Origin of the sequence: Marinomonas sp. ef1 (assembly GCF_002806845.1) — a bacterium.
Taxonomy (GTDB): Bacteria; Pseudomonadota; Gammaproteobacteria; order Pseudomonadales; family Marinomonadaceae; genus Marinomonas; species Marinomonas polaris.
On record NZ_NHTT01000008.1, the window covers coordinates 128,011 to 153,511 of the forward strand.

Sequence of the window (25,501 nt, forward strand, 5' to 3'; positions counted from 1 at the left end):
CTATTTATTATAAAAACAACATAAAATTAGGTCTGAAATCATGAAAAAAACTATCCTAGCTACTGCTATTGTTAGCAGCATCCTATCTGTTAGCGCCGCTCATGCCGCTCCTATATTTGACGCCAATTTCGAGTTAAACACAGACGCTGTTGATACTGAGACTGGCGATACAACCTATGATCAGAATGGTCGTGTCGAATTGAATGCATATAGTAAGCATACTGCGGGTGATAACTTCTTTGCTGGTAAAGGTACTGTGCTATTGAATACTGATGGAGAGGCAACAGTTGATGATGCTTTTATCCAACTAGGTAATAGTACATGGGACTTCCAGCTTGGCCGTTTTGAAGCAATCAACTTATTTCCATTAGCGAAAGATACCTTGATTCAGCATGTTAGCGATGATTACGTTTATCAGGCCAATAAAGTGCGTGGTCGTATTGGCGATGGCGGCGGTCAAATAGCTTTCCATTATAACGCTAATGATGCACTAAAATTTGAAGTTGATACTTTGTACAGTGATGGCGATGGTGATGGCACTAGCACTGGTGATGGAGATAAGACCAAAGCTATATCAGGTGTTCGCCCTTCAGTAACTTTTGTTACTAGTGCAGCGACAATTACAGCCGGTTTTGAGAGTGTTAAGTATGATGAAGTAGGTGGCACTAATGTTGACCTTACTGGTTATGCCGTTACTGCAAATTTTGATGTTGCTGCTGCAAACGTAAACGTTTCTGCTGCTTTCAGTAAAGATGACGTTACAGACAAAAAGATATCCTCATTCGTCGCAAACATGGTTTATGGAAACTTTGGTTTGGGCGTAATTGGATCAAATGTTGATAATAAGACGGGTAATGATCCATCTATGTTAACAACCTATATTGCCTATACTGTTCCGTTATTAGATATTGAAAATGCAACGGTGACATTTGCTGGTTCATATTCGACTGCTGATGACGTAGCAGCAGGCGCAAATGATAAAACAACCGCGGCACGAGTTCGCTTTAACTATGGTTTCTAATAAATAGTTATAAAAAGAGCAATATCGCTAGTTATTCCCTTTTCTAGTGATATTGATCTTTAAACTGTTGACAGATAAGACATAGTTGAAAACAAGAGCGATATCGTTGGTTACTCCCTTTTCTGGCGGTATTGTTCTTAACTTGTATTACTTCCTTTCCTTTTTTAATTTTTCCTTATCTTCAATTGAAGCTTTACTCCCTTCAAATTAATGCGGCTCCATATTAGTAAAGACAGTAGAACCTCTGGGTATTTCTACTGCCTAATTAGGTTTTTATATCATTGAGCGACTATTCATTGAATGGATTAATATCAAAATGTCTTCTTCGCTATATTGCTGACCGTTGAATACAGGTAAATTACGTAATGGCATATCGGCCACCATAGATTCCGCCATCAGACGATCTGCTTCTGCTGCTGAGTCGTTTTGATCTCCCCCCATCATTTGTGTAAACACAGATAGCATGTCATCGAAAAGAGGTTTTCCTAGTGGCTCGTTGGCAATGTCGCCCAAGGTCGAATTCACCGTGTAAGGAGTAATTGGTGTTGGTGTTGGAATGTCGTAACCCAATAAAGCACTAAAAGCTGCGTCGTTGAAGTCGCGTTTAGCGGGATCAAAATACGTAGCCAAAGCGAAATTTGGTTGCTCGGCCACGATGCCTGTCTCTAAGGCGATTGTCGCGGTATCTCGAATGTCATTAACAGAAGAGCCAATATGAATTTGATAGTCACCACTTTCGGCAATCCAAGCCGCTTTTTCTTTATGCCAATAAGCGAAGGCTCGATAATCCAGTTTGAACATAACCTCTTTGCTCTCACCTGGCTCTAAAAAGATTTTCTCAAAGGCTTTAAGCTCTTTTGCTGGACGAGGTTGTGACGGAGATTTTTGTCCCACATAGCACTGTACAACTTCTGCTCCGGCTCTATCGCCAGTATTAGTAATGGTAATTTTCAGCTTGATGGAATCGCTTTCATTAAATTGCGTTTTATCACCGCTTAGCAATTTCAAATGATAATAAGTGAAGTTTGTGTAAGACAAACCATGGCCGAATGGGAAGAGTGTCTCAGTGTTGGTGGTATCGAAATAGCGATAGCCTACCCAAATAGCCTCACGGTATTGAACTTGCTTAGTGGTACCTGGGAAATACGGTTGGCTTGGCACATCGTCTAAACTCGCAGGGAAGGTTTCTGCTAATTTCCCGCTTGGGTTTACGTCACCAGAAAGTACTTTAGCAACCGCTGACGCGCCTGCTTGGCCGCCTAAATAGGCTTCAAGTATGGCGGCGGTTTTATCTACGAAAGGCAATAATACGGGGGCGCCATTTTGTAAAACAACCACGGTTTTACTGAGCTGTTCGCCAAGAGCCGCTATAAGATCCAGCTGGACTTGTGGTAGATTCAGGTGCTGGCGGTCAAAGCCTTCGGATTCATATTTTGGCGTTAGCCCGGCAAACAAAAAGACCACATCTGCTTGTTTCGCGAGTTCAACCGCATTGGCGATCTCGGTACTATCTTCCGCATCATTTAGGTGATAACCCGCAGTATAACTGACGTTATCGGCACCAAATTGTTTTTTGATTTCGTCGAGAGGCTGTTCCAATTTGAATGGATTAATCTTAGAGCTGCCCGCGCCTTGGTAGCGAGTGTTGTTGGCTAAAGCGCCAATAACGGCGATTTTCTTCCCGACGGGAACTGGTAATAAGCCATCATTTTTCAATAGTACACAGGTTTCTTCTGCGATGCTTGCTGCGAGCTCATGGTGAGCTTGTAAGTCTGCTTGAACTGTATTGGCTTCTAGGGAAGCTTGTGATTTCAGAGTCAGTTCCAATACGCGAGCGACGGATTTGTCTAAAGCTTCTATCGTTAGCTGGCCGTTCTCGACAGCGGTAATGATCTTCTTAGTATTCATCTCACCAGAGCTTGGCATCTCAAGATGCTGACCGTTTTTAACGCCTTCAACGCGGTCGTTATTTGCACCCCAATCGGTAACGATAATGCCTTCGAAGCCCCATTCTTTAACAAGAATATCGTCGAGCAATTGTTTGTGCTCTGCCGCGTATGTGCCATTAACCTTGTTATAAGAACACATGACAGTCCAAGGTTGTGTCTGTGTAACCGCTCTTTCAAAAGCCGGTAGGTAAATCTCACGAAGAGTTCTTTGGTCGACGATAGCATCTACAGTCATGCGGCAGTGTTCGTGATTGTTCACCGCGAAATGTTTTAAGCTGGTACCCACGCCTTGGCTTTGTACGCCTTTGATCCAAGCCGCTGACATATCGCCAGCAAGTAATGGATCTTCAGAGAAGTATTCGAAGTTACGGCCACCTAATGGATTACGTTTAATATTGGTGCCTGGGCCAAGCAAGACAGACACATCTTCGGCGCGGCATTCTTTGCCAAGCGCTACGCCCATTTCTTCAATAAGTTTGGTATTCCAAGATGCCGCAAGCCCTGATGCTGTTGGGAAACAGGTGGCTTTTACCGCTGCGTTTAGGCCGACATGATCGCCTTCGCCTGCTTGTTTTCGCAAGCCATGAGGGCCATCAGTTACCATGATGGATGGTAAATTTAAACGTTCAATCCCATGTAGGTTCCAAAAATCCTTGCCTGTACAGAACATGGCTTTTTCTTCTAGGGTTAGTTCGGCTAAGAGTTGTTTTATTTTTGTATCACTCATCGTTTCATCCTTTCTAGAGTTGTGGTGACGGTTTCATACCATCGAGTAGTAATTGAATTAACACGGGGGTGAGTTGTGGAATGGCATCTTGTTCGATTTCCATTAAGGCATCTCGGCGCAGTAGCATGCGGCGGAAAAAGGTCGGGACCGCATTGAATAGTGTTACCGCTAAGTAGGCGGCTGGAATATCGTTTCGAATGCTACCTTCGGTTTGCCCTAATGCGACAATGTCAGTAAGAGATTGGCTTACTGTGTCGGGCAATAATTGAGTCAATTTGTCACGAAATTCGGTTGGTATGCGGGATCCAGCATAGTAGCCATCAAATTCGGCAATGAAGCGGTCGTCGTCAGCATATTGAAGGTCTGAATAGGCATTCATTAATACGCCAAGGCCTTCGTGAATGCTGGAATAGTGACGTGCTTTGATGTTTCCTATGATGCCTTCATAAACGCCGATCTTGCGTGTGAGAACCACCACAAGAATGGCAAAACCTAAATCGTACTTGTCTTGATAGTAGCGATATAGGGTATTACGGCTCATGCCAGTGGCCGTCGCAATGTCTTTCATTTGGGTATCAGCAAAGCCGTTTTCGATAAAAAGTGCTTCGGCAATGTTGATGATTTTGTCCCGAGTGGCTTCGGTTTGGTGGATCATTCTAGAAGTCATAAAAATGTTACACGTGTTATATTTGTTGCTGTCTAATCTAAAAGGCGTGCAGTATGGAGTCAAGGTTTTAATAGCGGAAAAGGACTGAATAAAATGGAGTGGATGAAATCAAAACAAAAAAGTGACGTTGAAGAACATCACTTTAGTGTGTAACAGATAGGGAATAGTTGGCTTTTAAGGTACTAGACAAGCAATGTTCGCAAGGCCTTCACGGCGCTTTCTGGTGTGGTTAGTACAGGAATAGTCAGTCTTTCTCGAATTAAAGGAGCAGCTTTAGCAAGAGAAAACTGTCCCAACACCAGCACGTCGATATCGTTTAGTTGGGAACAGGCCTCGGCAGCAAGCCTATTGTGAGTATCCACATCACCGCTTTTTAATGCAGTTAAAGCACCTTCAACCAAAACAGGAAGTACATTAATGGTTTTACCCAGTGACTCAGCCATAGTTTCTAATTCAGCTTTGAGCGCTGGTAAAGAAGGGCCAAACGTAACCATCAAACCGATACGATTCCCCATTTTAATAGCTTCTTCAAAAGCCGATTCATTTGGCCGCAAGACCGGTATTGTTAGCTGATGTTTAACCGCATCAATGGCAGGGCCAAAGGCTGAACAAGTGAATAGAATAGCGTCGGTTTTATTTGCTTTACCAGTAGTACGTGCCGCGTAGTCCGCTAACTCGCTAAAGCGATCCATCATAGTGTCATCGAGTTTACCGGCATTTGCTAAATCGATAGCCAAGGAGGTATCCAACAAGTCAAAACAAAACGCTTCAGGCCATTCTTTGATGAAGGTCTCACGGGCTGGAATAACGGATTCTTCTAAAGCATGAATCAAGGCAATACGAGGTTGAGTCGTCATAAATTGTCTCTTAGTGTTAATCATGACACACCAATACGGGGTACAGGTATTGGTGTGTTTAGGATTATTTGTTATCGATGAGATCGTCGTTTTCGATAACGCGCAAGGTCATTAAATCACTGTCTTTGGTAATGACCAAGGTTGGATCCACGCGCAAACAACTACCTGCGTAATGTCCTGCTACAGAAAAAGTACAGACTTGTGAACGATAGCCTTCAATGTCAGGCAGTTTCCACAGAGCTTGGAAGATTTGATCTTGATGAGAAAAACGACCAGCAGTTTCTTCCATTAAGGCATCTTCGCCATCGTACATGCTGATGTTAAAACCACAGCGACCAGCAATCGGTTTGCTCACGTAACCGTTGGTTTTTAGCTCATCACTTAACTCAAATGACGATTCCAATAAATACGGATGATCAGGGAAAAGCATCCATAAAACGGGCAAGATCGCCTTATTACTAGGAATAAGCGTCCAAAGAGGTTCATAGACCATCACGTCTTTACGTAATAAAACATCGACTAAACGTGGTGCTTCACTGCGAAGTACATCGGTTTGATAGTCGCGTAGGCGTTGCTCGTCGTCGTCACATTCAGCACGAATTTGATCAAGCGCGGTTTCCCATGCCCAGGTTTTCCATACCCAACGAATTTTCACGCCATCTTCATCGACCACATCACCGTCTTTGTCCCAGCGTAAACTACTTACACCTTTGATAACCTTGCAATTCAGTCCGGCTTTTTCCATGGTGCGTTTCATGAAAAGCGCGTGATAGTTCTCTTCTAGATCCGTATCTTGCATGATGTGAATCACGCCTTTTACATCGCTATTTTTCCACGCTTCGATTAGTTCGTCGACCAATTCAGTTGCCGAACCTTCGCCTTCTGTCGCGCCATAATGCTTGGCCCATTTCTCTTGAATAATACCTGCTTCCATGTAGCAAGACGCTGAATCGCAGTTGTATTCGTAGACCTTGATGCCTTGAGCGGAAAGACTGAAATCAAAGCGTCCAGTGATCATTTGGTTGCGACGGTTATCCCAAGATTGATGGATTTTAGGCCACAAGGCGGGCGGAATATTAAAGCTGGAAAGAAGGTCATCGTTTTGCAATACGTAATCTGTGGCGTGCATAAACAAGGCGTGTAATTCATTGGTTGCGCGTTTTAGCTCACGTTCGGCGGTTTCCGTCATCACCATGTATTTGTAGTCGTCTTCCTGTCGGCTGGCGAGTTTGTGTCCGCCCATCATGTCGACAAAGGCTTCTTCTGCTGGATTTGCTACATTTAACCAAGCGCGAGAAGCTTGGCCTTTGTTGGGCACGTGGCGTATCTGTAAATCAAACAATGCTGGATTTTCAGGTTCAATATTTTCAGCATGTAAATCATTGTCAGTTTGTATTACCCAGCCCATAACCGAAGCATCACCATAGGAGCAACGTAGCCAATAGCCGCCATCTTCACTGATTCTAGCGTCTAACACGCGGGAATAGTCTTGACCTTCTTTCCATACCTGATGACCGACGTTTTGCTCAACCAAGTACAAGCGATCTGGCAACACTTTGGTGACAATCGCCACATGGCCGGTGACTTCAAACTCACCGCCTTCGTTCCAAATTAGCAGTGCGCCCACTTCTGGATGACGCAACGAACCATTACGAAACGATTTCAATGGCAAGCGGCTTTCGTCGGCGATTAAGCGCGCCGAGGTAAGGCGAAAAATATCATAGGCCATGGCGACGTCATCAAAGATGTAACCTTTGTTGAGATACAGCCAGCGGCGGGCAAACTCAACGCACTGCCACTTGTAACCCATGAAAATACCATCCACATAGCTACGATAAGCATGGCGGTTAGGTAATTCATTATCATCGGCGGAATCGTAATCGGAAGAGTAAACGGGCACATTGCCCGGAGCTACGCCTAACAAGGTGCCAAAAGGAGCCATTGGCCTACTGGAATCGGATGTCATTAGGTTGATTTACCTCACACAGAAAGTGTTTTAAAGGGTAAAAGAAAGGCGACATAACTATCGTCTGGTGCTCGCAATATAGACCTTGAAAAGTTCAGCTGCAAGCACTGATGGCGGTTATTTTTTGAGCTACTATTTAGTGAACTTGGAACGACTATTCGGGAAAGAAAGTGCACGAGATTGTTTTTTAAAATAACTGCCATATGTAGTGTTTATCCTTGATATCAAGATTGAAATTTATTCTGGAGTTCATAATGACAAGCACAGAAACAAACCTGTTCAGCCCGGTAAAATTGGGAAGCATAGAATTGCCAAATCGTTTTATCATGGCGCCTTTAACTCGTACACGTGCCCCAGGTCATCAGCCTAACGCCTTGATGGCGGAGTATTACGCTCAACGCGCAAGTACTGGTTTGTTGATTACAGAATGCACCATGGTTACGGAAGGTACGTCGACGTTTGGTGACGACCCAGGTATTTATTCCCAAGAGCAAATCGAAGGTTGGAAACTAACGACAAACGCTGTACATGAAAAAGGCGGTCGTATCTTTATGCAAATTTGGCATGGCGGGCGTGCAGCGCATCCTTTGTTGAATGGTGGCAAAGAGTCGGTTTCTGCCAGTGCCATTGCTATCGATGGTGAAACTCATACACCAGAAGGTAAAAAACCATACGCAGTACCTCGTGCATTAACCGTTGATGAGATAAAAAGCATTGTTAATGATTTCCGCCAAGCCGCGATCAATGCGAAAGAAGCTGGCTTTGATGGCGTAGAAATTCATGGTGCGAATGGTTATTTGATCGATCAATTTTTGCGTGAAAGTGCCAATCAACGTACTGATGAATACGGTGGTTCTTTGGAGAACCGTTCGCGCTTTTTGATGGAAGTACTTGATGCGGTAACGGGAGTATTGGGCAGTGAGCGCGTGGGCTTGCGTTTATCGCCGCTTAACAGCTTCCAGAGCATGAAAGAGAGTGACCCTATGGCTTGGACGCGCTTTTTGAGTGAACACCTAAACCGATTTAACTTGGCGTACTTACATTTGATGCGTGCGGATTTCTTTGGTGTGCAGCAAGCAGATGTGGTGAGTGTTGCCCGCGAAGTGTACAAAGGCCATTTAATGGTCAATATGGGTTATTCACCTGAAGAAGCTAATCAGGTTATTGCGAGTCATCAGGCGGACAGCGTGGCGTTTGGTAAAGGCATTCTTGCTAACCCAGACTTTGTTGAACGCGTTCAAGCTGGAGCGGAATTAAACGAGCCTAATCCAAATACTTTCTACACGTCTGGTAAAGAAGGTTATACAGATTATCCGTTTATGACGGCGTAATATGTCAACTTGATGTAGCCAACAAAAACGCCAAGGCATTTGCCTTGGCGTTTTTGTTTCTGATGGCTCAATTAGCCAGGGAGGATTGCTCTTACGGCGATAAATAGAATAGAAGGCCCTAAAAGACAGCCAAGAGCTGTGTAGAAGGCTGCAGTGATACAGCCATAAGGAACAAGTTTGGCGTCAGTCGCTGCAAGTCCTGCAGCAACACCGCTCGATGTTCCCATCAGACCACCAAATATAATGGCTGTTCTTGGGTTATTAAGACGAATAAGCGGCGCGACAAATGGTGTTGCCACCATAACAAGGATTGATTTCACCAAACCAGCTGCAATGGACAATGCCATAACTTCTGAACTTGCGCCTATTGCAGCACCCGTTACAGGTCCAACAATATAAGTGATCGCTCCAGCACCAATGGTGGTTATGCTAACGGCGTCGGTATAGCCAAACATTACGGCTACGACAGCACCAACGATAAAAGAAGAAAAAATACCGAAGATAAGGGCGGTAACGCCAGCCATTCCTGCACGTTTTAATTCATCTATTTTGACACCAAAGCCTGTAGCGACAATGGCGAAATCTCGCAACATTGAGCCGCCTAGTAAGCCGATACCAGATAATAAAGGAACGTTTACAACACCTTTACTGCCACCAGTGAAAAGGCCGCCGAAATAGGCCATAGTTAAGCCCAATAAAATCGCAATAGCCGAGCCATGGATACGACCTTGAGTCAATTTAGCTGAAAGCCAATACGAGACCCACATAGTAAAACCTATAACGGCAAATCCAGTGATTAAGCTGTATTTCGTGCTAACTAAAAGTAAAGATTCGAACATACAGTCACCTTATAGGTTATTAGTTGATTTAGTGGAATTAGCAGATTCTGTATTGTCGCTGTTTCCCATACGATCAATAACAGGCACTAAAGCAAATGCGACAACAACCGCCATGACGCCGGCAAGGATTGCCATTGGGCCGCCGCTTAATGCACCATGAACGTTTTGTGTTGCAGCCATAGCGACAACAACAGGTATGTATATGGCGCTCCAGAACTCAACACCTTGTTCTGTTTTTGCATCGATATAGCCTTTTTTATTTAAATAGCTGCCTGCAACAATTAGTAAAATCATGGCAATACCAACACCGCCAACATTCGCAGGAAGGCCCATTAAGTTGCCTAAAATCTGCCCTATACTAATCCCTGCTAACGTACATATTGATAATAACGCGACGCCGTAAATAATCATTTTTTTCTCCCACTCTTATCATTTTTGTTTTTGGATGAAAGTACTGCACTGGTCTATAAAGTTGTGTTTACCTCCCGGCTTCAGCCTCATGTTCTTAGGTGTGTTCATAAAATAGTCTTAAGATTTATGTTTTCGATACTGTAGCATTCACCACCGTTTAAAACCTTCCGAAATAGCCCTGTCAGAGTACTGCCAGGAGGCATTTCTAGAGCTTTGTTTACACCTCGCTCAGCAAGCATCTGACAGCTGTCATACCAATGTAATTGGTGTGCCATGTTTAGTGCTAAATCTTCTTTTATATCATCAGGCTTGCGTAAGACTCGAGCTTTGGAGGCACTGACATATAGACTGTTAGATGTCTTCAACGTGATGGCTTGAAACATGGCAAGAAGTTTTTCCGACTGCTCTTTGAGTAGAGGGCAGTGCGAGGGTACGGTTACATCTAAAAAGACGCTTGCACCAATCCCTTGGCTTCTAACTTGTTCAGCTGCGTTTTTTAAAACTCGCTTTTCTCCAGCAAGGACGAACTGATATTCTCCATTAAGATTAGCAAGATAAACTTTTTCGCCCTTTTCTTGAAGTAAATTTACGGCGGCTTGCACATGTTTAAATTCTGCTCCGGTGATTGCAAGCATGCCATATCCACTAGGGTAAGCTGACTTCATGGAATCGGCGCGAGCTTTTACTAATCGTAATGCATCGCCAAAATCTAGACTTCCTGCTACCACTGCTGCAGGGTAAGCCCCGATAGAAAGACCTAAAACGTAGTCAGGTTTTATTCCTACGTTTTGTAAATATTGTCCCCAAGCCACTCCACAAATTAATAGTGCAAGCTGCACATTCACCGTATCAGTGAGCGCTTCTTGGGAATCTAGTGCGTTTAGTTTTACGCCTAAGATATCCTCAGCCTGTTGTTTTATAAGGGTCACATTAGGATGATCTGGTAAGTTTTGTAACATGTGAGCACGCTGCGACCCTTGCCCCGGAAAGGTAAATACTTGAGTCATAATTGCCTACCTCCTTCCCAAGGATTAGCGACCAAAAATGGGCCTTTTTCCGTTTTAATAAGCACTGTCGAACTTTCACCAGCCCACTCTAATAATGCCATTGCTCCGGTCATTGTTTCGATTTGAATATCTAGGCGGCATGGTAATTCGCCTAGCTCTTTCAATAGCTCCCGTGCAAAGGATTTACTTAATGGCTTTGGTGCCTTGATGACTAAGTCCAGATCACTTTTCGCATGGATTTGCTTATCTCCAGTTGCAAGCTCGTAACCAAGGCTTCCGGTAATCCCCCACTCTAAATTATGACCGTTGAGCATTTGGGCGACTATTTCCAGAGCCTGTAAAACGGGGGCTTTAAAGCGATCTTGATGATCTAACCAAGCTTGTGCCCTTGTTATTTCATAAGGCGTTAAGCTCGACTGCACCGCAGATAGAGGAGCATAAGCGGCACAACGTTCACTTTTGTTAGCACCACGAACACCTACTGCGACAAGCTCTGCTATCGAAACCAGTTCTCGGCGCACGACAACTGGGCCATTTCCACTTGTTACCCAATCAGGTAGGTCTGGTTTTTCAGCACCAGCAACAAGCAAAGAACGGTCAAGCCAGAGTAAATCGTGCGCCAGCCACATCATAAGCTTGGCTCAGCCTTTTTCCATTGAGCGCGAAGTAGTTCACGAACTCGACGCGATGCACCTCTATTCTCACCTTGTAAACGCTTTGTTATTTGCGTGTCGCCCTTCAGGCTTTCTACGGCATCGGCTAATAGGATTTGCACTAGCTCAATATCTTTAGAAGAAGGTGCATCAGCACTGCTTACATCGATAAACTTTTCAATCAGCCCAAGCGTTGCGAAGCTTTTAAGGTCGTAAGCCATTGGCGGTATGGTTTTGGCTAGTTGATCTAATTCCTCTTCAGAGCGCATGGTAATTCGAGCCGCCGCGGCTTTGCCCATCGCATGCACCATGACGCCATCGTCATTTAGGGCAAGAATCGTATTGGCTTGATAGCCGTGAGCTAAAAATGCTCCTGACATGGCTTTTCCGACGAGTAGCGAAATAACGGGATGGCCTGCTTGTCTGGCTTGAGCATAAGCAGAAACGGCAGCCGCTAAGGCTTGGTGAATACCAAGCGCTTCTTCTCTTCGTCCATAAGCCTGACTAGGTACATCGACAATGGCGATAATGGCTGATTTTTGTTCGCTTTCAGCGTCTTTAGAAACAATATTATGGATAGCATCCGCCAGTGCCCAACCTTCCAAAAGCCCTACCTCGCCATTAATGGCTCTTGGGTAGAGGTTATTTTTATCGGGTTGAACCAATATCAGTGAGCATGGAAGTTCAGCTAAGTTGCCATTGGCAATCATCACCGAGGGAACGGCACCTTCATGCACCATCATATTGTCTGCTAATAGATCAAACCAAACACGACCACGGTGCGTTTTTACGGTATCTGTCTTGATTGCTGCAGTATTCATAATGATGCTCCCTTAGCGAAAATCTCACGTGCTGCTTCAGAGGTAATTTGATGCTGCGTATCTACATTTTTTAGTCTGTCTAAAGAAGGCTGAACCGCTTCGCTGCGGAAGGTATCTGGTACGCCTTTGCGTAAATATTCTTGTACTTTGTTACGAACTTCTATGACATCTGAGCCAAAAAAATCGTCAACCAAACCTGTCGTATAACGTTGCTCGCCTCCGGTTAAACCCCAGATAAAAGGACGATCACGAGAGTCATATTCACCCACGCCAGCTTCTTGCTCAATAACTTGTGGGCCGTTTAATCCAAGGCGACCTTCACGAGTCATTAATAAATAGCTGCACAGACCTGCGGTAATAGACATACCACCAAAACAACCAACTGGACCCGTAATCAATGCCACAACAGGCTGTAGTTTTCGTAACGCTACGATGGCTGATTGAATCTCGGCAATCGCGGCCAAACCTAAATTGGCTTCTTGTAGACGAACACCACCGGTTTCGAACATTAATACAGCGGCAATTGATTCCCCTGCTTGGTTCGCTTCAACGGCTAATTCAAGAGCGCCCGCTATTTTTGCCCCAGCTACTTCACCCAAACTGCCACCCTGAAAGCTGCCATCAATCGCGATAGCAATCACAGACTTGCCATCAATGGCGCCACGAGCAACCACAACGCCATCATCAAACTGAGGTACAATGCCTTGTACTTCTAACCAAGGCGAAATAACTCGGTCGAATGGCGTAACCAGTTCACGCATCGATCCCGAATCCAATACGTATTCAATTCGTTTTCTTGCGCCTTGTTCGACAAAGTTAGTGTTTAATCTTGAGTCTTGAGCGTTACTCATAAGACGCCTCCTTGGTTAAGGCTTGCTCTAATGCTTGTTCTAAACGTAAACGAATCACGCCCGGTGTCGCGGAAAAATCATGAATGTCCATGCGCATCATGGGTAAAGGCTGACTGGCTTCAATACGTTCGATAAGAGCGAGCCAACGTTGTTCTCCAGCCGAGCTAGAAGAGTGGATATAGATGTCAGCTTGAGGACTATCGCTGTTATCAATCATGACTTCTAAATCACCTGACCCAACATAGCCCACTAAGGTTTGATTAATGGGGGCTTTACGAGCAGGGCGAACAATATGAAAAGTATCCATAAAAACTCCTAAATTAGTGGCTAGTCTGGTGAGTCAGGCTGTCTATAAACAAGGTCGCAGCCAATAAATCGGCAGCGCCACCAGGAGAGGCATTTAATCTCAATAAGTCTTGCTCTAATTTGTTAAGCAACTGACGACCTAATAATGTGCCTGTACCACCCGCATCAAGCACGGCATTAGCGCCTTGCTGCATGGTATTTACCCCTTCAAGTCCTGCTCGTGACGCAACACAGGTGTCTGAAAGTCGCGTCATAATGGCTAATAATGCGTTAAGTTGAGCATCGGATTCTGAGTCGCCTCGAGCTCTGCTGATGAACAACATGGGAAGTCCGAGCTCTTGGACATGAGGAAAACCCTGTTGCGCCTCCTCCTTCGCACCTGATAAGCCATATTGGTGGCGAACTTGTAAGCCGTTACTTAGGTACACGGCTTTAAGTCCTTCGTCAGGTAAGTTTGCTAAACACGCAGCGTCATTAAATAACTCATCAAGCGTGTTAGCTTTAGTCGCCGCGGCGACTAATAACCCTAATGCCCAGATTGCACCTTTATGAGTATTAACGCCGTTTGTCTCTTGGCGCATCGCTTGTTCTGCATCACGACCAATGGCACCAATATTCCGACGCAGCTCAGAACCTATTGGGCGCACGATTGCATTTTCAGCCATCTTGCAAAAGTAAGGTTCAAGGCAATGAGCAGATCTCATTAACAAACCCACATCCATATCAGTGTGGGCACCAGAACCTCGTGAATCCACGAGGGCTGGCTTTGGACTCAACGTTGCTTCTTGCTTTAATGCCTGAGCAGCAAGTCGAGCAAGACTCTTGGCATCAAGGCGTCTTACCTTGGTCGTGTCCAGAGACTGTTCATCTTTCAATAAGATGGTCATCACTAACTTTAATAATATAGTCATTACCAGCTCCGGAATTTAGCAGGTGGCTTGTATAGACCATTCGACCATGTTTCAAGGTCTGAAATACTCGAAGCCGCCAACAAATCTCGGCTAGCATCGCTTCTTCGTATGCCTAAATCTTCTGGGTAAGCAACCAAGCCATCCCGTCGTAATTGAGCGGTAACTTCAGGGTTTTGGCTGAGTCCCAGTGGCGTAACGCCAGCCACTGCAGCGATCATTGCTCGGCGTTGTTCTAGTGATTCGGCTTTATACACATAAGCGATGCCTTCCTCGGTAAGAACATGAGTCACATCGCTGGCATAAATCATCACCGGAGCCAATGGCATTTTGTAATCGCGCGCCATGGCTAGAGCATCGAGCTCTTCTACAAAGGTCGATTTATTACTGTCTTGATAGGTTTCTACCATTTGGACGACAAGCTTGCGGCCTTTGCTTAACAAAGAGTCATCGGGCTTCATATCCAGCCAAGCGGGCGATGAATGTCTTCGTCCGCCTGGGTCATGACCCATATTTGGCGCGCCGCCAAAGCCGGCTAGACGGCCTCGTGTGACGGTGGAAGAATTACCATCGCCATCAACTTGTAACGTCGAGCCAATAAACATATCAACCGCGTATTGTCCTGCAAGCTGACAAAAGGCACGGTTAGAACGCATAGAGCCGTCTTTACCGGTAAAGAAAACATCTGGACGATTGGCAATATAATCTTCCATACCGAGTTCGGTGCCGAAACAATGCACGCTCTCAACCCAGCCAGTTTCAATCGCAGGTATCAAGGTTGGATGAGGGTTTAATGTCCAATGGCGGCAAATTTTGCCTTTTAGCCCTAACGACTCGCCATAGGTTGGCAAGAGCAACTCAATCGCTGCGGTATTAAAGCCGATACCATGATTTAGAGACTGTACTTGGTGTTTCGCGTAGATGCCTTTGATCGCCATCATGCCCATCAAAACTTGCAGCGGTGTAATAAGGCGAGGATCACGAGTAAACAAAGGTTCGATGAAGAAAGGTTGATCCGCTAAGACAATGTAATCGACCCAAGACGCCGGAATATCTACTCGCGGTAAGTCCGACACATCGTCGACAATTTCATTGACTTGGAAGATTACAATGCCATCACGAAATGCAGCCGCTTCAACTAACGCAGGCGTATCTTCCGTGCTTGGTCCTGTATAAATATTGCCTAATCTGTCTGCTTTAAAACCCGCTAGTAGCGCAATATTTGGATTAAGATCTACGTAAAGTCGAGCATACAACTCGATATAGGTGTGTATAGCGCCAACTTCTAAAAGGCCATCTTCCATTAGTTGGCCAATGCGTAAGCTTTGTGGGCCAGAAAAAGAGAAATCAAGTTTACGAGCAATACCCATCTCAAATAGATCCAAATGTTCGGATCGACTGATGCTAGGCATAATCATATGGAGGTTGTTGATTTTATCAGGGGAGACTTTTGCTAATGAACGAGAAAGGAAGTCGGCTTGCTTCTGGTTATTGCCTTCTAGTACGACTTTATCACCAGGCTTTATTAACTGCTCCATGGCAGCAACGATGTTCTCTGTTGGAATGATAGACCCGTCAACTAGATGACTAAGATCTGACATACGGCGTTCTTTATTTTGACGACGGCTGAACCAATTATGTCCAGAATCAGTATTCGTTTGCATCGCACTTCATCCTGTTTTTTTTCTTTCACAGTATGAAGGAAGGCATTCTCTATCAATCAATGTGCTTGTGGAATCATTACTCTCATGCTAATAATCTTTGAAAAAATAATAGAGAGCAGTGACGCTCTAATAAAAAGCTGGGAAAAATTATGTTTGATGAAATGATCACACTTAAAAAATTGGAAGTGTTTCTGACCTTTATGAAAGTGGGTACTTTGTCTGAGGCGGCCGAGAAGCTACAGCTCAGTTCAGTAAGTGTTCATCGGGCGATACACTCTCTTGAAGAAGGATTGAAGTGTCCTTTGTTTCGACAAGAAGGGCGATTACTGACGCCTTTACCCAGCGCTAGAGTGTTGGAAGAAAGGGTCACACAAGTATTAAATGACCTCCAAGACGGGATCACCAGCACTCGAGAAGTCGCCGGTATTTATTCCAATCAATTCAAATTAGGAGCGTTATATTCGCTCACTATCAGCACATTACCGCAGCTAATTGCAGGTCTTAAACGCCGCAAAAGTGACTTAAATATCGAGCTATCATTAGGTTCAAATGCTTCTTTATTAGGCAAGCTAAGATCCTTTGAACTCGATGTGATTCTTATCTCAGCGGAAAAAACCATTGATGATGTAGAGTATACCCACCTGCCTCTTTTTGAAGATGAGCTGATGTTGGCCGTGAGCTGTGATTCACCTCTTGCTAATAATAGCCAAATTAGGCTCGAGGATTTTCAGCACGAAAACTTTGTCACACTATCAGATGGGTTTGCTACCTCAGCAGATACCCAAAAAGTCTTTCAGAAAGCAGGGATACAACCCAATATTGCGATGGAATTGGGGGACATATTCTCGTTAATGAGCATGGTGAGTGGCGGTGTTGGTTACGCCATATTGCCACGTCGTGTAGAGCATGTCTTTGATACCAAAATAAAATTATTATCGATGGAAAATATGGCCGATATGAAACAGCAAGTGGTCATGGTGTGTCTAGCGAGTCGTGAAAGAGATCCTAGAATCTTAAACTGCATCGCCGAATGTCGTAATTACGCACGAGAATACAAAGCAAGAATGTGATGCGGGGGAACAACGAAATGGGTTTGTTATTGTCCTTCATACATTGCGGTTAATAACCTTTGACTCGGCATTATTTTTTCATAGAAAATGGCTCTCAAATTCGTATTTTCAAATGCCCAACCTTATATGATGAGGCAAAATCACCGTGACCATCGCTTCAGCTCTTATTTCCAAGTTGCCGTTAGTCGGCACTACTATTTTTACAAAAATGTCGGCGTTAGCCGTCGAGAAAGGCGCGATTAACCTGTCGCAAGGTTTTCCAGATTTCTCACCTGATGCTCGATTATTGGAACGCGCGTCACAGGCGATTTTAACCGGTAATAATCAATATTCGCCTATGGCTGGCTTGCCGATTTTAAGAGAAGCGATTGCCGGCTTGATCGAACGTCATTACGACCGAAAAGTTAACGCGTTTAGTGAGATTACGGTGACTAGCGGTGCGTCGGAAGCCATTTTTGATGCGATTGCTGCGTTAGTGCATGATGGCGATGAAGTTATTTTGTTCGATCCCGCTTACGATTTATATGAGCCAGCAGTGACCTTAGCGGGTGGTGTTTGTCGTCGAGTTACTTTGAGTGCGCCTGAGTTTCGCCCTGATTGGCAGGCGTTTTCTGAATTACTTAGTGATAAAACGCGTTTGGTCTTAATCAATACGCCACACAACCCAACGGGAAGCTGTTGGTTGGCAGAGGATTTAGAATCCTTATGGCAAGTGATTGCGAGTCGTGACATTTATGTACTGTCTGATGAAGTGTATGAATTTATCCACTTTAGTGAATCCGCAGTAAGTGTTCACAAACACACAGAGCTTTCAAAACGAAGCTTAGTGGTTTCTTCTTTTGGCAAAAGCTTTCACTTAACTGGCTGGAAAGTTGGCTACATTGTGGCGCCAGCGGAATTAACCGTGGAACTGCGCAAAGTGCATCAGTTTGTTTCTTTCTGCACCGCCACTCCTTTGCAGCAAGCCTTGGCGGAGCATTTGATGGCTTTACCGGAAGCGAGTGCTGGCTTGGCTGCGTTCTATCAGCAAAAGCGTGATGTACTGAGAAATGCACTAGCTGGTAGCCGCTTTACGTTACTGCCATGCGAAGGCACGTATTTTCAATTATTGGATTACAGCGCGATCAGTGATTTAGATGACGTGGCATTTTGTGAGTGGCTAATTGACCAAGTCGGTGTAGCCGCGATTCCAGTCAGCGTGTTTTATCAGCAACCGCCAAAAGATCAACGCATTATCCGCCTGTGTTTTGCCAAAGAAGAAAGCACCTTGCTTGAAGCCGCTCGTCGTTTAAGTGAGCTTTAATCAATAGAGTGAGTAGCGCAAAGAAAAGTCATTAGAAAAAAGTCACAAAAAAGCCAACGTCGATGTTCGGACATCTCGTTGGCTTTTTAATGACTGCTTAATTCATTGTTTGGTTTGGCTATTTAGTTTGGTAGCGCCTCAAACGCTGGAATATCGCCTAAATGCTCATCCCAGTTGCCTTTGCTGTCCATAAAAATATGCGCTTGTGGTGCTATATCGACGTCAGTGTCTAAGCAGCCAGCAGGAACGACAACTAAGCCGCGAGCTTTCGCATCAGTCGGCAAATTTGAGCCACACACAGAGCAAAAAGTACGAGCAAAGTTTGTGTCTTCTAATCGATAAAAACTGAGTTTATCTTCGCCACTCAACCAAGTAAGCGTAGCACCCGGCGCAAATAAATTGGCGCAGTGTGCTGTGCCAGAGGTTTTTCTGCAGCGGCTGCAATGGCAAAGGAAGAACTTCTTAAACTCGCCTTCCAATTCAAATTTAACCGTACCGCACAAGCAAGATCCAGTGTGAAGATGACTCATAATCGAATGCTCCAAAAAAGATATTAAAGGTTAAGCGCCAACGGAAAACATGCCTTCTAAATCATCTTTTGAATAAGCCTTAAATGCCAACATGGTTTCTGTTTTCAAAATGTAATCAATCTGTGCAAGGTGTTGTGTCACCAACTCAGATATTTCGTCATTGTTCTGAACACGAGCGATAGCGGCGATATCGTATGGACCACTAACTGAATAAACTTCAGACAAGCCTTTGATGGAAGCTAATTTTTCAGCGACTTGGTTGATGTGTTTTTTCTCAACAGAAAGCATGATGATAGCAGTAACCATGGGTGTTTCCTCTTCGGACTGTGAGTGACCGCTGTAATTTTAACAATTAATACCAGCGAATAGTTGGGAATTAAAGCACCTTAAGCGGCGATTTACAAAGGAACAAAGAGACAACTTATGTGGACGAATTGGAAAATATGTAGAGGTTAGAGCATTGCTTAGGATGGACGAAAAACGGCATGGAAAGCCATGCCGTTTGAAACACCAAAATAATGCTTAATTAATTGAAGCGGCTTGCAATGTGCGCAACGCGTTCACCGTAAAGACGAGCTGTTTCTAGGTCGCCTTCAGGAATAGCGTCGTTACCAGCGTCAGATGGAGACTGAACTAAAACGCCAACAGAACCACCTAGATTATTGACATCTTTGCGTGTAGCAGCAAGCGTATTAGATGGTGGAAGTCCTAAACTTACCCAAATGCCACCATGCTGAGATGCAAGCGTTTGTAGGTAAATAAGAGTGACTTGTTTGTCACCATTTAAACTTGCACTGTTGGTAAAACCACCGAATACTTTGTTCTTCCAAGCTAGAGTAAACCAGGCTTTAGATGTTGCATCAGCAAATTTCTTAAATTGCCAAGGTGCACCACCCATGTAAGTTGGGGCACCAAAAATAATGGCATCAGCCGCGTTTAATGTATCCCAATCCGCGTCTGTAATATCGCCATTTTCATCGATTTGAATACTTTCTGCGTTAGCACCCTTTGCAACGTACTCGGCAACGTGTTTGGTATGTCCATATCCTGAGAAGAAAACCACTACTGTCTTTTTCATTACTCACTCCAATGCTTTTGATTATATGAATACGAGGTAAGGCCTCGTCTTGTTTCAACAAAATTGATAGTATGTTTTAGAAACTAACTATACAAGAAGTAACCTTTTAGTGACTAGGTTACCTGAGGGAAACTACCTTGAACCAAGATAACGCGCCTTTATCCTATAGTATTTATGCCAAAGGCTGCCCAGCAAGAGCCTTTTTCGATCGTCTGGCTGATCACTGGACACTATTAATTATTAGGTTACTAAGAAAAGACTCATTTCGGTTTAATCAAATTAAACGTGAAATAGAAGGTATCTCGCAAAAAGTCTTGTCTCAAAAGCTCAAGCAACTAGAACGAGATGGCCTGATAACTCGTACTGCTTTTGCCACCGTGCCAGTGACAGTAGAGTATGAATTAACGGACTTAGGGCATGATTTTGCCCAAACGATTGAGCTGTTTGCTGATTGGGCAGAGCAAAATGTAGAGCAGGTAAAACAGGCGCAAAAAAACTACGACGATGTTAATGCATAGAAGCTGGCTATACTTAGTCGCTACTTCCGGTTCTAGGGTTAACATTTAATTCCACTTCAAAGCCGTCTTGCTTACCCGCCGCTGGGGATTTGAGCTGCAAGGCAATTCCCGCTCCTGAGGTAATGGCATCGACAATCGCTAGCCCTAGACCTGAGCCGGAAGCGGTCGTATTTGCTCGCACAAACCGATTGCGCAACAAGGCGAGATCTTGCGGTGCAACAAGATCGCACTCATTCACCACTCGCAGCGTTCCATTTTCCAGCAAACTCACTTCCACTGGACGATTAGCTCGACCATGTTTGAGCGCATTTTCAATCAGATTACGCGCTAGAATGGCAAAGGCATCTGGGTCTAACAAAGAGTTAATATCACCTGTCGACAAGATTAATTTGATGCGTTCTGGTGACTGACGAGTAAAGTCGCCCGCAATCATCTTCAATATAGGTACAAGATTATGCTGTTGTTGTGAGATGGCGCCACCGCCTTCTGCTTTGGCTAATTCGAGTAATTTTTCAGACTGTTTTGATAGGCTTTTGAGCGAGCTTTCAACATCAGTAATTTGCAGTTTTAATTGCTCGTCTTGTGTGACCGATTTGATTCGTTGCACCTTAGCCAACGCTGTCGCCAGAGGTGTACGTAATTCATGGGCACTGTTGGCGGTAAAACTGCGTTCTGCTTCTAGTGTGCGGCGTAGTCGCTCGAGCAAGCGATTGACGGCTACCGCAATGGGTTTAAATTCTTTGGGTAGTTTTTCCATTTCCACTGGCGATAAATTCCCTGCGCCACGTTCTTCAATAGCATGTTGAAAGATAACGACTTTACGAAGAGACAATCGAATAATCCACCAGATACCTAACAAACTAATTGGTGCTAAAAACAGTAAGGGAAGCAGTAGTGCAATCGCTGCCTCCATGAGATCTTCTTCCCTGTGCTCTAGCGGTTCAGCCACTTCAATATAAACACGGTGTTCTAATGCGGATGTGGTGTAAATCCGATGGGTCGAGGTATTAGAGAAACCTATTTTCAGGTCTTCGCCAAATATCTGCGGATTGGCATCTTTAGAGCGCAATAGAACATTGCCTTGCTGGTCTTTGACTACATAGGTGAGGTATTCATCATCATTTTCTAAAGTTGGGATACCTAATCTATCGTTATTTTGTTGTTTGAAAGAATCGGTAATCACCAAGGGCAGAATATGTTGGGTCGATTTTTTGAGCGCTTTGTCGAAAGATTCGTTCATCTCCTTTTGCACCACCAAACCCGAAGTTATGGCGCCGAATAGCCAAAGTAATGAGACTCCCAAAGTAAGGCCGATGCTCAGGCTTTTCTTTAAGCTAGCGTTAGTGCTCATAAGTCTCCAAACGATAGCCCATGTTTCTGACGGTAATAATGACATCTCGGCCAAGTTTCTTGCGTAACCGACTGATGTAAACTTCAATGGTGTTGCTCTCGATTTCGGCACCGAATTGGTACAAGCGGTCTTCAAGCTGCGAGCGAGATAGAAGCGTCCCTGGGCGTTGTACAAAGCCTTCGAATAGCGCCCATTCACGCGCAGTCAATTCCACTGTTTGTCCATTCGCCTTGATGCGATGTTCACTCAGATCTATTTCTAAATGACCGATTTTGACGAGCGGATTTGGATCGCCACGATAACGTCGAGCAACGGCTCCGACACGAGCGGACAATTCGGATAGGTCGAAAGGCTTTACTAAATAATCGTCGGCTCCGGCGTTTAGTCCCTCAATTCGGTCAGACACCTGATCACGAGCGGTAAGAATGATAACGGGCGTTGAGTCTCCGGATTTTCTTAGGCTTTTTAAAAAATCAAAGCCATTACCATCCGGTAACATGAGGTCCAGTAAGATCAGATTGTAGCTGGTGGCTTTCACGCTGGCTTCGGCAAAACTCAGGCTTTGCACCCAATCTACAGCGTGGCCGTCGTCACGAATTTGATCCCGAACGGCTTCTCCTAACCCAGTTGTATCTTCTATTAACAATACTCGCATGCCGTATCTCTGATTCTATTGTTTTGCTCATCATAGCTCATCGACCTGACATTAACCTGAATGACGCGGATTTTTGTCTTGTTAGCTTTTTGTGCCTTCTTAAGAACTTGTGTCTTTTTCAGAAAAACATTCGCGTTCAGCTCAGAGTCAGGTAAGGGTTATAGAGTGTGCTTAACAGACATAAAAGGAAACCACGATGAAACACATTCTATTGGCGTTAAGCATTTTTTCAGGCTTGGCATTGTCCATGTCAGCACAGGCTCGGGAAGTAACCTTTACTACCCAACTGGCTCGCTACAATGGCAGCGGCGCGTATTTTGCGATTTATCTTATGGACGCCAATGACAAGTACCAGCAGACGATTTGGGTTGCAGGAAAAGAACGTAAGTATTATTCACACTTACGTGGCTGGTCTCGTGCAAGCGGTAAAAAAAGTGCTGAATACGACGGCAAAACTGGAGCAAGCATCACCAGCGGTAGATCGTTAACCATTACCCAGAACATAGACAATAGCTTGATCGACTCTGGCTATAAAATAGTGATTGATAGCGCTGTCGAAGACGCAAACAGCAACCAAGCGGATGTGTCGACGCCTTTGACAACGGCAGGATCCGGCAAAGCAGTAATCGGGTCCGGATATGTGATGTCATTTACTTACGATCTTAAATAAGCGGGTGGAGTAAAGGTTATGTTACGCAAGTTGCATGGTTTACCAAGTTTAGCGGTGATGTTGTTTGTCATAACGCTGGCCTGTACTGGTGCGGTGCTGTCTTTGATGCCGACATTTCATCGAGCCGCCGCTATGATTCCAGCAGTAGGTGAGGTAAGCGTTGCAACGCTGGCGCAACATGTAGTGACGCATTTTCCACAAGCCGAACGTATAGAACGAGATCTTTCTGGCGAAGTCATTGTGCATTATCAACTAGATGAAAAGTCTCATGCAGACTTGGTTAATCCGTTAACTGGCGAAAGTATTGCACCGTACCAACCTTCCGCTGTTATGGTTTGGTTAAAGGATCTGCATCGCTCATTTTTATTGGGTGACACCGGCCGAATTATGGCAGGTGTGACTGCTGGTTTTATGGTGCTGATTTGTCTTTCTGGAACCTTTTTATTGGTGCGTCGCATTGGTGGTTGGAAAGCCTTAGTTAGACCTTTTAAAGGCAAAGGCGGCAAACGCATTCATTCGGAGTTAGCGCGTTTCGCGGTACTTGGCTTGCTTCTCTCCTCATTGACAGGTGCCTATATGTCAGCACTGCGTTTTGGTGTTTTTACCGATCATACTTATGTAGAAGCCGAGTTTCCTGATGCGGTATCGGGTGGACAACCCGCTTCCGTCGGTTCGTTAGCGGTATTAACAAAAATGGATTTAAGCGAGCTACGAGAGCTCATCTTCCCTGTGCCTGATGACACACAAGATGTTTACTCAGTAACAACTCGCCATGGTGCTGGCTTTGTCGATCAATCAACAGGTCAATGGCTTTCTTTTGAGCCTTTACCTGAAAGCGGTGCGTTTCAGCAGTGGGTGACGAAACTCCACACAGGTGAAGGTTTGTGGTGGTTAGGGTTAATCCTAGGAGCTTCTGCGTTGACTGTGCCGGTGTTGTCTTATACTGGTGCTCGGTCTTGGTGGATTCGTCGCCGTTCGGCCATTACCCAAACCAATAGCCAGACTAACAAGGTGAGTTTTGAGCAAGCGGATACCATTATTTTAGTCGGATCAGAGGGCAATATAACTTGGGGATTTGCTCGAGATCTGCAAGCAAACCTCTGTAAAGCGGGTTGTAGGGTGTATTGCGCTGAGATGAACCAATTGGAGGATTATTATCCACAAGCTAAGCGATTGTTTATTTTAACTTCGACCTACGGCAATGGCGATGCACCGTCTTCTGCCCATAATTTTTTAACAAAATTAGGGAGCTTTCGGCCGGATCAGACCCTGCAATTTGCCGTATTGGGCTTCGGTGATCAGCAGTTTTCGCAATTCTGTCAGTATGCGCTAGATGTGGATGCAGCTCTGCAAAACAAAGGCATAGCTCGTCTTCATTCGGTAGGTTTGATCAATCGAGGTTCTTCTGCACAATTTCGGGAATGGGGTAATGATATTGCTGATGTGACCGGTATTCCGCTTGCTTTAACTCATAACCCTCTGCCGACTCCGACCGCAAAACTGACACTGATAGATCGTGAAGACTATGGTCTAGAAGGCTTGGCTGCCACGAGCATTTTTCGTTTTAGCGCTACTGGTAAGGATTCATTACCTTTTTTTGAAGCCGGTGATTTACTGGGTATTGTGCCGCCGGGAGACGACGTGGCGCGTTTCTACTCCTTGGCGTCATCAACAAGCGATGGCGTGTTGGAAATCTGTGTACGTAAACAGCCTCATGGTGTTTGTTCTGGGTATTTGCACGGTTTAATAATCGGCGGCGGTATTGAAGGCTTTATCCGTCAAAACCCTGAGTTTCGTCCTGCACTTGGCAGCAATCCAGTGATTCTAATTGGAGCGGGTGCGGGTATTGGACCGTTGGCGGGTTTTATTCGCAAAAATACCCAGCGCAATCCTATGTTCCTTTACTGGGGCGGACGCAATGAAGAGGCTGATTTTCTTTATCAGCCAGACCTAGGTCGCTACCTTGAGGATCATCGTTTAACTGGACTACAAACGGCTTTCTCTCAGGTAAAGAGCCAAGCCACTGATCAAATTACTGAAAAAACTTATGTGCAAGATAAGTTGTTACAAGATCAAACCGCCGTTCGACAAATGTTAGAGCAAGGCGCGCAAATTCTTGTTTGTGGTGGCCGAGACATGGCTGCTGGCGTTGCTCAAGCAATTAATGACATTCTTAAACCCTTGCAGATCAATGTTGATTCATTAAAAGCGCAAGGGCGTTATTTAGAGGATGTGTATTAGCCTATTTACCTAATGATTCATTTATTTACATAATGACATTAAGAAACAACGATAGACTCAATTGGTTACCTAATAACGTCTAAACAACACAGTAAGAACGTCAGTGT

25 protein-coding genes are annotated in these 25,501 nt (G+C 44.7%); 7 read left to right on the plus strand and 18 right to left on the minus strand.

The genetic code is table 11. From position 1 onward, the window contains the following. Positions 1–40 precede the first annotated feature (40 nt). Positions 41–1,021: a carbohydrate porin gene (locus tag CCS02_RS12990; RefSeq protein WP_100636788.1), complete on the plus strand. Its 981-nt coding sequence runs from the start codon at positions 41–43 to the stop codon at positions 1,019–1,021. 273 nt (positions 1,022–1,294) lie between these two features. On the opposite strand, the gene CCS02_RS12995 is transcribed toward CCS02_RS12990, so the two are convergent. From CCS02_RS12995 to gss, 4 genes are all read right to left on the minus strand, one after another. After that, positions 1,295–3,697, minus strand: coding sequence for a glycoside hydrolase family 3 C-terminal domain-containing protein (locus CCS02_RS12995; protein ID WP_100636789.1), 2,403 nt, complete (start codon positions 3,695–3,697; stop codon positions 1,295–1,297). 13 nt (positions 3,698–3,710) lie between these two features. Then, positions 3,711–4,352: a TetR/AcrR family transcriptional regulator gene (locus tag CCS02_RS13000; protein WP_232728879.1), complete on the minus strand. Its 642-nt coding sequence runs from the start codon at positions 4,350–4,352 to the stop codon at positions 3,711–3,713. A 194-nt stretch (positions 4,353–4,546) separates the two neighbouring features. Continuing rightward, positions 4,547–5,221 carry an aspartate/glutamate racemase family protein gene (locus CCS02_RS13005; RefSeq protein WP_100636790.1) on the minus strand — a complete coding sequence of 225 codons (675 nt, stop codon included), beginning with the start codon at positions 5,219–5,221 and terminating at the stop codon, positions 4,547–4,549. A gap of 64 nt (positions 5,222–5,285) precedes the next feature. Then, complete coding sequence (gene gss, locus CCS02_RS13010; protein WP_100636791.1) at positions 5,286–7,187, minus strand: bifunctional glutathionylspermidine amidase/synthase; 1,902 nt, start codon at positions 7,185–7,187, stop codon at positions 5,286–5,288. 254 nt (positions 7,188–7,441) lie between these two features. Between gss and CCS02_RS13015 the strand changes: the two genes are divergently transcribed. Beyond that, positions 7,442–8,518 (plus strand): alkene reductase, encoded by a 1,077-nt coding sequence (locus CCS02_RS13015; RefSeq protein WP_100636792.1) that lies wholly within the window; start codon positions 7,442–7,444, stop codon positions 8,516–8,518. A 71-nt stretch (positions 8,519–8,589) separates the two neighbouring features. Here the strand turns inward: CCS02_RS13015 and madM are convergent, their stop codons facing one another. The 9 genes from madM to mdcA form a co-directional block, all read right to left on the minus strand. Beyond that, the gene (gene madM, locus CCS02_RS13020) at positions 8,590–9,357 is read right to left on the minus strand and encodes a malonate transporter subunit MadM (protein ID WP_100636793.1); all 768 of its coding nucleotides are present in this window, start codon (positions 9,355–9,357) and stop codon (positions 8,590–8,592) included. Between the two features lie 9 nt (positions 9,358–9,366). Further along, positions 9,367–9,768, minus strand: a complete 402-nt coding sequence (madL, locus tag CCS02_RS13025; protein ID WP_072838550.1) for a malonate transporter subunit MadL — start codon at positions 9,766–9,768, stop codon at positions 9,367–9,369. A gap of 104 nt (positions 9,769–9,872) precedes the next feature. Further along, positions 9,873–10,775, minus strand: a complete 903-nt coding sequence (locus CCS02_RS13030; protein ID WP_100636794.1) for an ACP S-malonyltransferase — start codon at positions 10,773–10,775, stop codon at positions 9,873–9,875. Then, complete coding sequence (locus CCS02_RS13035) at positions 10,772–11,407, minus strand: malonate decarboxylase holo-ACP synthase (protein WP_100636795.1); 636 nt, start codon at positions 11,405–11,407, stop codon at positions 10,772–10,774. The genes CCS02_RS13030 and CCS02_RS13035 overlap by 4 nt, the downstream gene beginning before the upstream one ends. Further along, positions 11,404–12,249: a biotin-independent malonate decarboxylase subunit gamma gene (gene mdcE / locus CCS02_RS13040; protein WP_100636796.1), complete on the minus strand. Its 846-nt coding sequence runs from the start codon at positions 12,247–12,249 to the stop codon at positions 11,404–11,406. The genes CCS02_RS13035 and mdcE overlap by 4 nt, the downstream gene beginning before the upstream one ends. After that, on the minus strand, positions 12,246–13,100 hold the full coding sequence (locus CCS02_RS13045; protein WP_100636797.1) for a biotin-independent malonate decarboxylase subunit beta: 855 nt from the start codon (positions 13,098–13,100) through the stop codon (positions 12,246–12,248). The genes mdcE and CCS02_RS13045 overlap by 4 nt, the downstream gene beginning before the upstream one ends. Beyond that, complete coding sequence (locus tag CCS02_RS13050) at positions 13,093–13,407, minus strand: malonate decarboxylase acyl carrier protein (protein WP_100636798.1); 315 nt, start codon at positions 13,405–13,407, stop codon at positions 13,093–13,095. Before CCS02_RS13050 ends, CCS02_RS13045 begins: the two co-directional genes overlap by 8 nt. 13 nt (positions 13,408–13,420) lie before the next feature. Then, on the minus strand, positions 13,421–14,317 hold the full coding sequence (locus CCS02_RS13055; protein WP_198515376.1) for a triphosphoribosyl-dephospho-CoA synthase: 897 nt from the start codon (positions 14,315–14,317) through the stop codon (positions 13,421–13,423). Continuing rightward, a complete protein-coding gene (mdcA, locus tag CCS02_RS13060; protein WP_072838544.1) occupies positions 14,317–15,978 on the minus strand; it encodes a malonate decarboxylase subunit alpha in 1,662 nt (553 codons plus the stop codon). Before mdcA ends, CCS02_RS13055 begins: the two co-directional genes overlap by 1 nt. A gap of 149 nt (positions 15,979–16,127) precedes the next feature. On the opposite strand from mdcA, the gene CCS02_RS13065 reads away from it, so the two are divergent. Beyond that, positions 16,128–17,048, plus strand: coding sequence for a LysR family transcriptional regulator (locus CCS02_RS13065; RefSeq protein WP_232617077.1), 921 nt, complete (start codon positions 16,128–16,130; stop codon positions 17,046–17,048). A 145-nt stretch (positions 17,049–17,193) separates the two neighbouring features. Beyond that, a complete protein-coding gene (locus tag CCS02_RS13070) occupies positions 17,194–18,351 on the plus strand; it encodes a methionine aminotransferase (protein ID WP_100636799.1) in 1,158 nt (385 codons plus the stop codon). A gap of 122 nt (positions 18,352–18,473) precedes the next feature. On the opposite strand, the gene CCS02_RS13075 is transcribed toward CCS02_RS13070, so the two are convergent. The 3 genes from CCS02_RS13075 to CCS02_RS13085 form a co-directional block, all read right to left on the minus strand. Next, positions 18,474–18,881 carry a GFA family protein gene (locus CCS02_RS13075; RefSeq protein WP_100636800.1) on the minus strand — a complete coding sequence of 136 codons (408 nt, stop codon included), beginning with the start codon at positions 18,879–18,881 and terminating at the stop codon, positions 18,474–18,476. A 30-nt stretch (positions 18,882–18,911) separates the two neighbouring features. Continuing rightward, the gene (locus tag CCS02_RS13080; RefSeq protein WP_072838539.1) at positions 18,912–19,187 is read right to left on the minus strand and encodes an Lrp/AsnC family transcriptional regulator; all 276 of its coding nucleotides are present in this window, start codon (positions 19,185–19,187) and stop codon (positions 18,912–18,914) included. Positions 19,188–19,407: 220 nt separating this feature from the next. Then, positions 19,408–19,959 (minus strand): flavodoxin family protein, encoded by a 552-nt coding sequence (locus CCS02_RS13085; RefSeq protein WP_072838538.1) that lies wholly within the window; start codon positions 19,957–19,959, stop codon positions 19,408–19,410. A gap of 137 nt (positions 19,960–20,096) precedes the next feature. On the opposite strand from CCS02_RS13085, the gene CCS02_RS13090 reads away from it, so the two are divergent. Beyond that, the gene (locus tag CCS02_RS13090) at positions 20,097–20,477 is read left to right on the plus strand and encodes a winged helix-turn-helix transcriptional regulator (protein ID WP_100636801.1); all 381 of its coding nucleotides are present in this window, start codon (positions 20,097–20,099) and stop codon (positions 20,475–20,477) included. Between the two features lie 13 nt (positions 20,478–20,490). On the opposite strand, the gene CCS02_RS13095 is transcribed toward CCS02_RS13090, so the two are convergent. Together CCS02_RS13095 and CCS02_RS13100 are read right to left on the minus strand one after the other, a co-directional pair. Next, complete coding sequence (locus CCS02_RS13095) at positions 20,491–21,828, minus strand: sensor histidine kinase (RefSeq protein WP_100636802.1); 1,338 nt, start codon at positions 21,826–21,828, stop codon at positions 20,491–20,493. After that, entirely contained in the window at positions 21,818–22,483 is a 666-nt protein-coding gene (locus CCS02_RS13100; RefSeq protein WP_100636803.1) for a response regulator transcription factor, read from the minus strand. The genes CCS02_RS13095 and CCS02_RS13100 overlap by 11 nt, the downstream gene beginning before the upstream one ends. A gap of 196 nt (positions 22,484–22,679) precedes the next feature. On the opposite strand from CCS02_RS13100, the gene CCS02_RS13105 reads away from it, so the two are divergent. Continuing rightward, a complete protein-coding gene (locus CCS02_RS13105; RefSeq protein WP_100186361.1) occupies positions 22,680–23,153 on the plus strand; it encodes a DUF2271 domain-containing protein in 474 nt (157 codons plus the stop codon). An 18-nt stretch (positions 23,154–23,171) separates the two neighbouring features. Then, positions 23,172–25,394: a PepSY domain-containing protein gene (locus CCS02_RS13110; protein ID WP_100636804.1), complete on the plus strand. Its 2,223-nt coding sequence runs from the start codon at positions 23,172–23,174 to the stop codon at positions 25,392–25,394. Positions 25,395–25,501 lie beyond the last annotated feature (107 nt).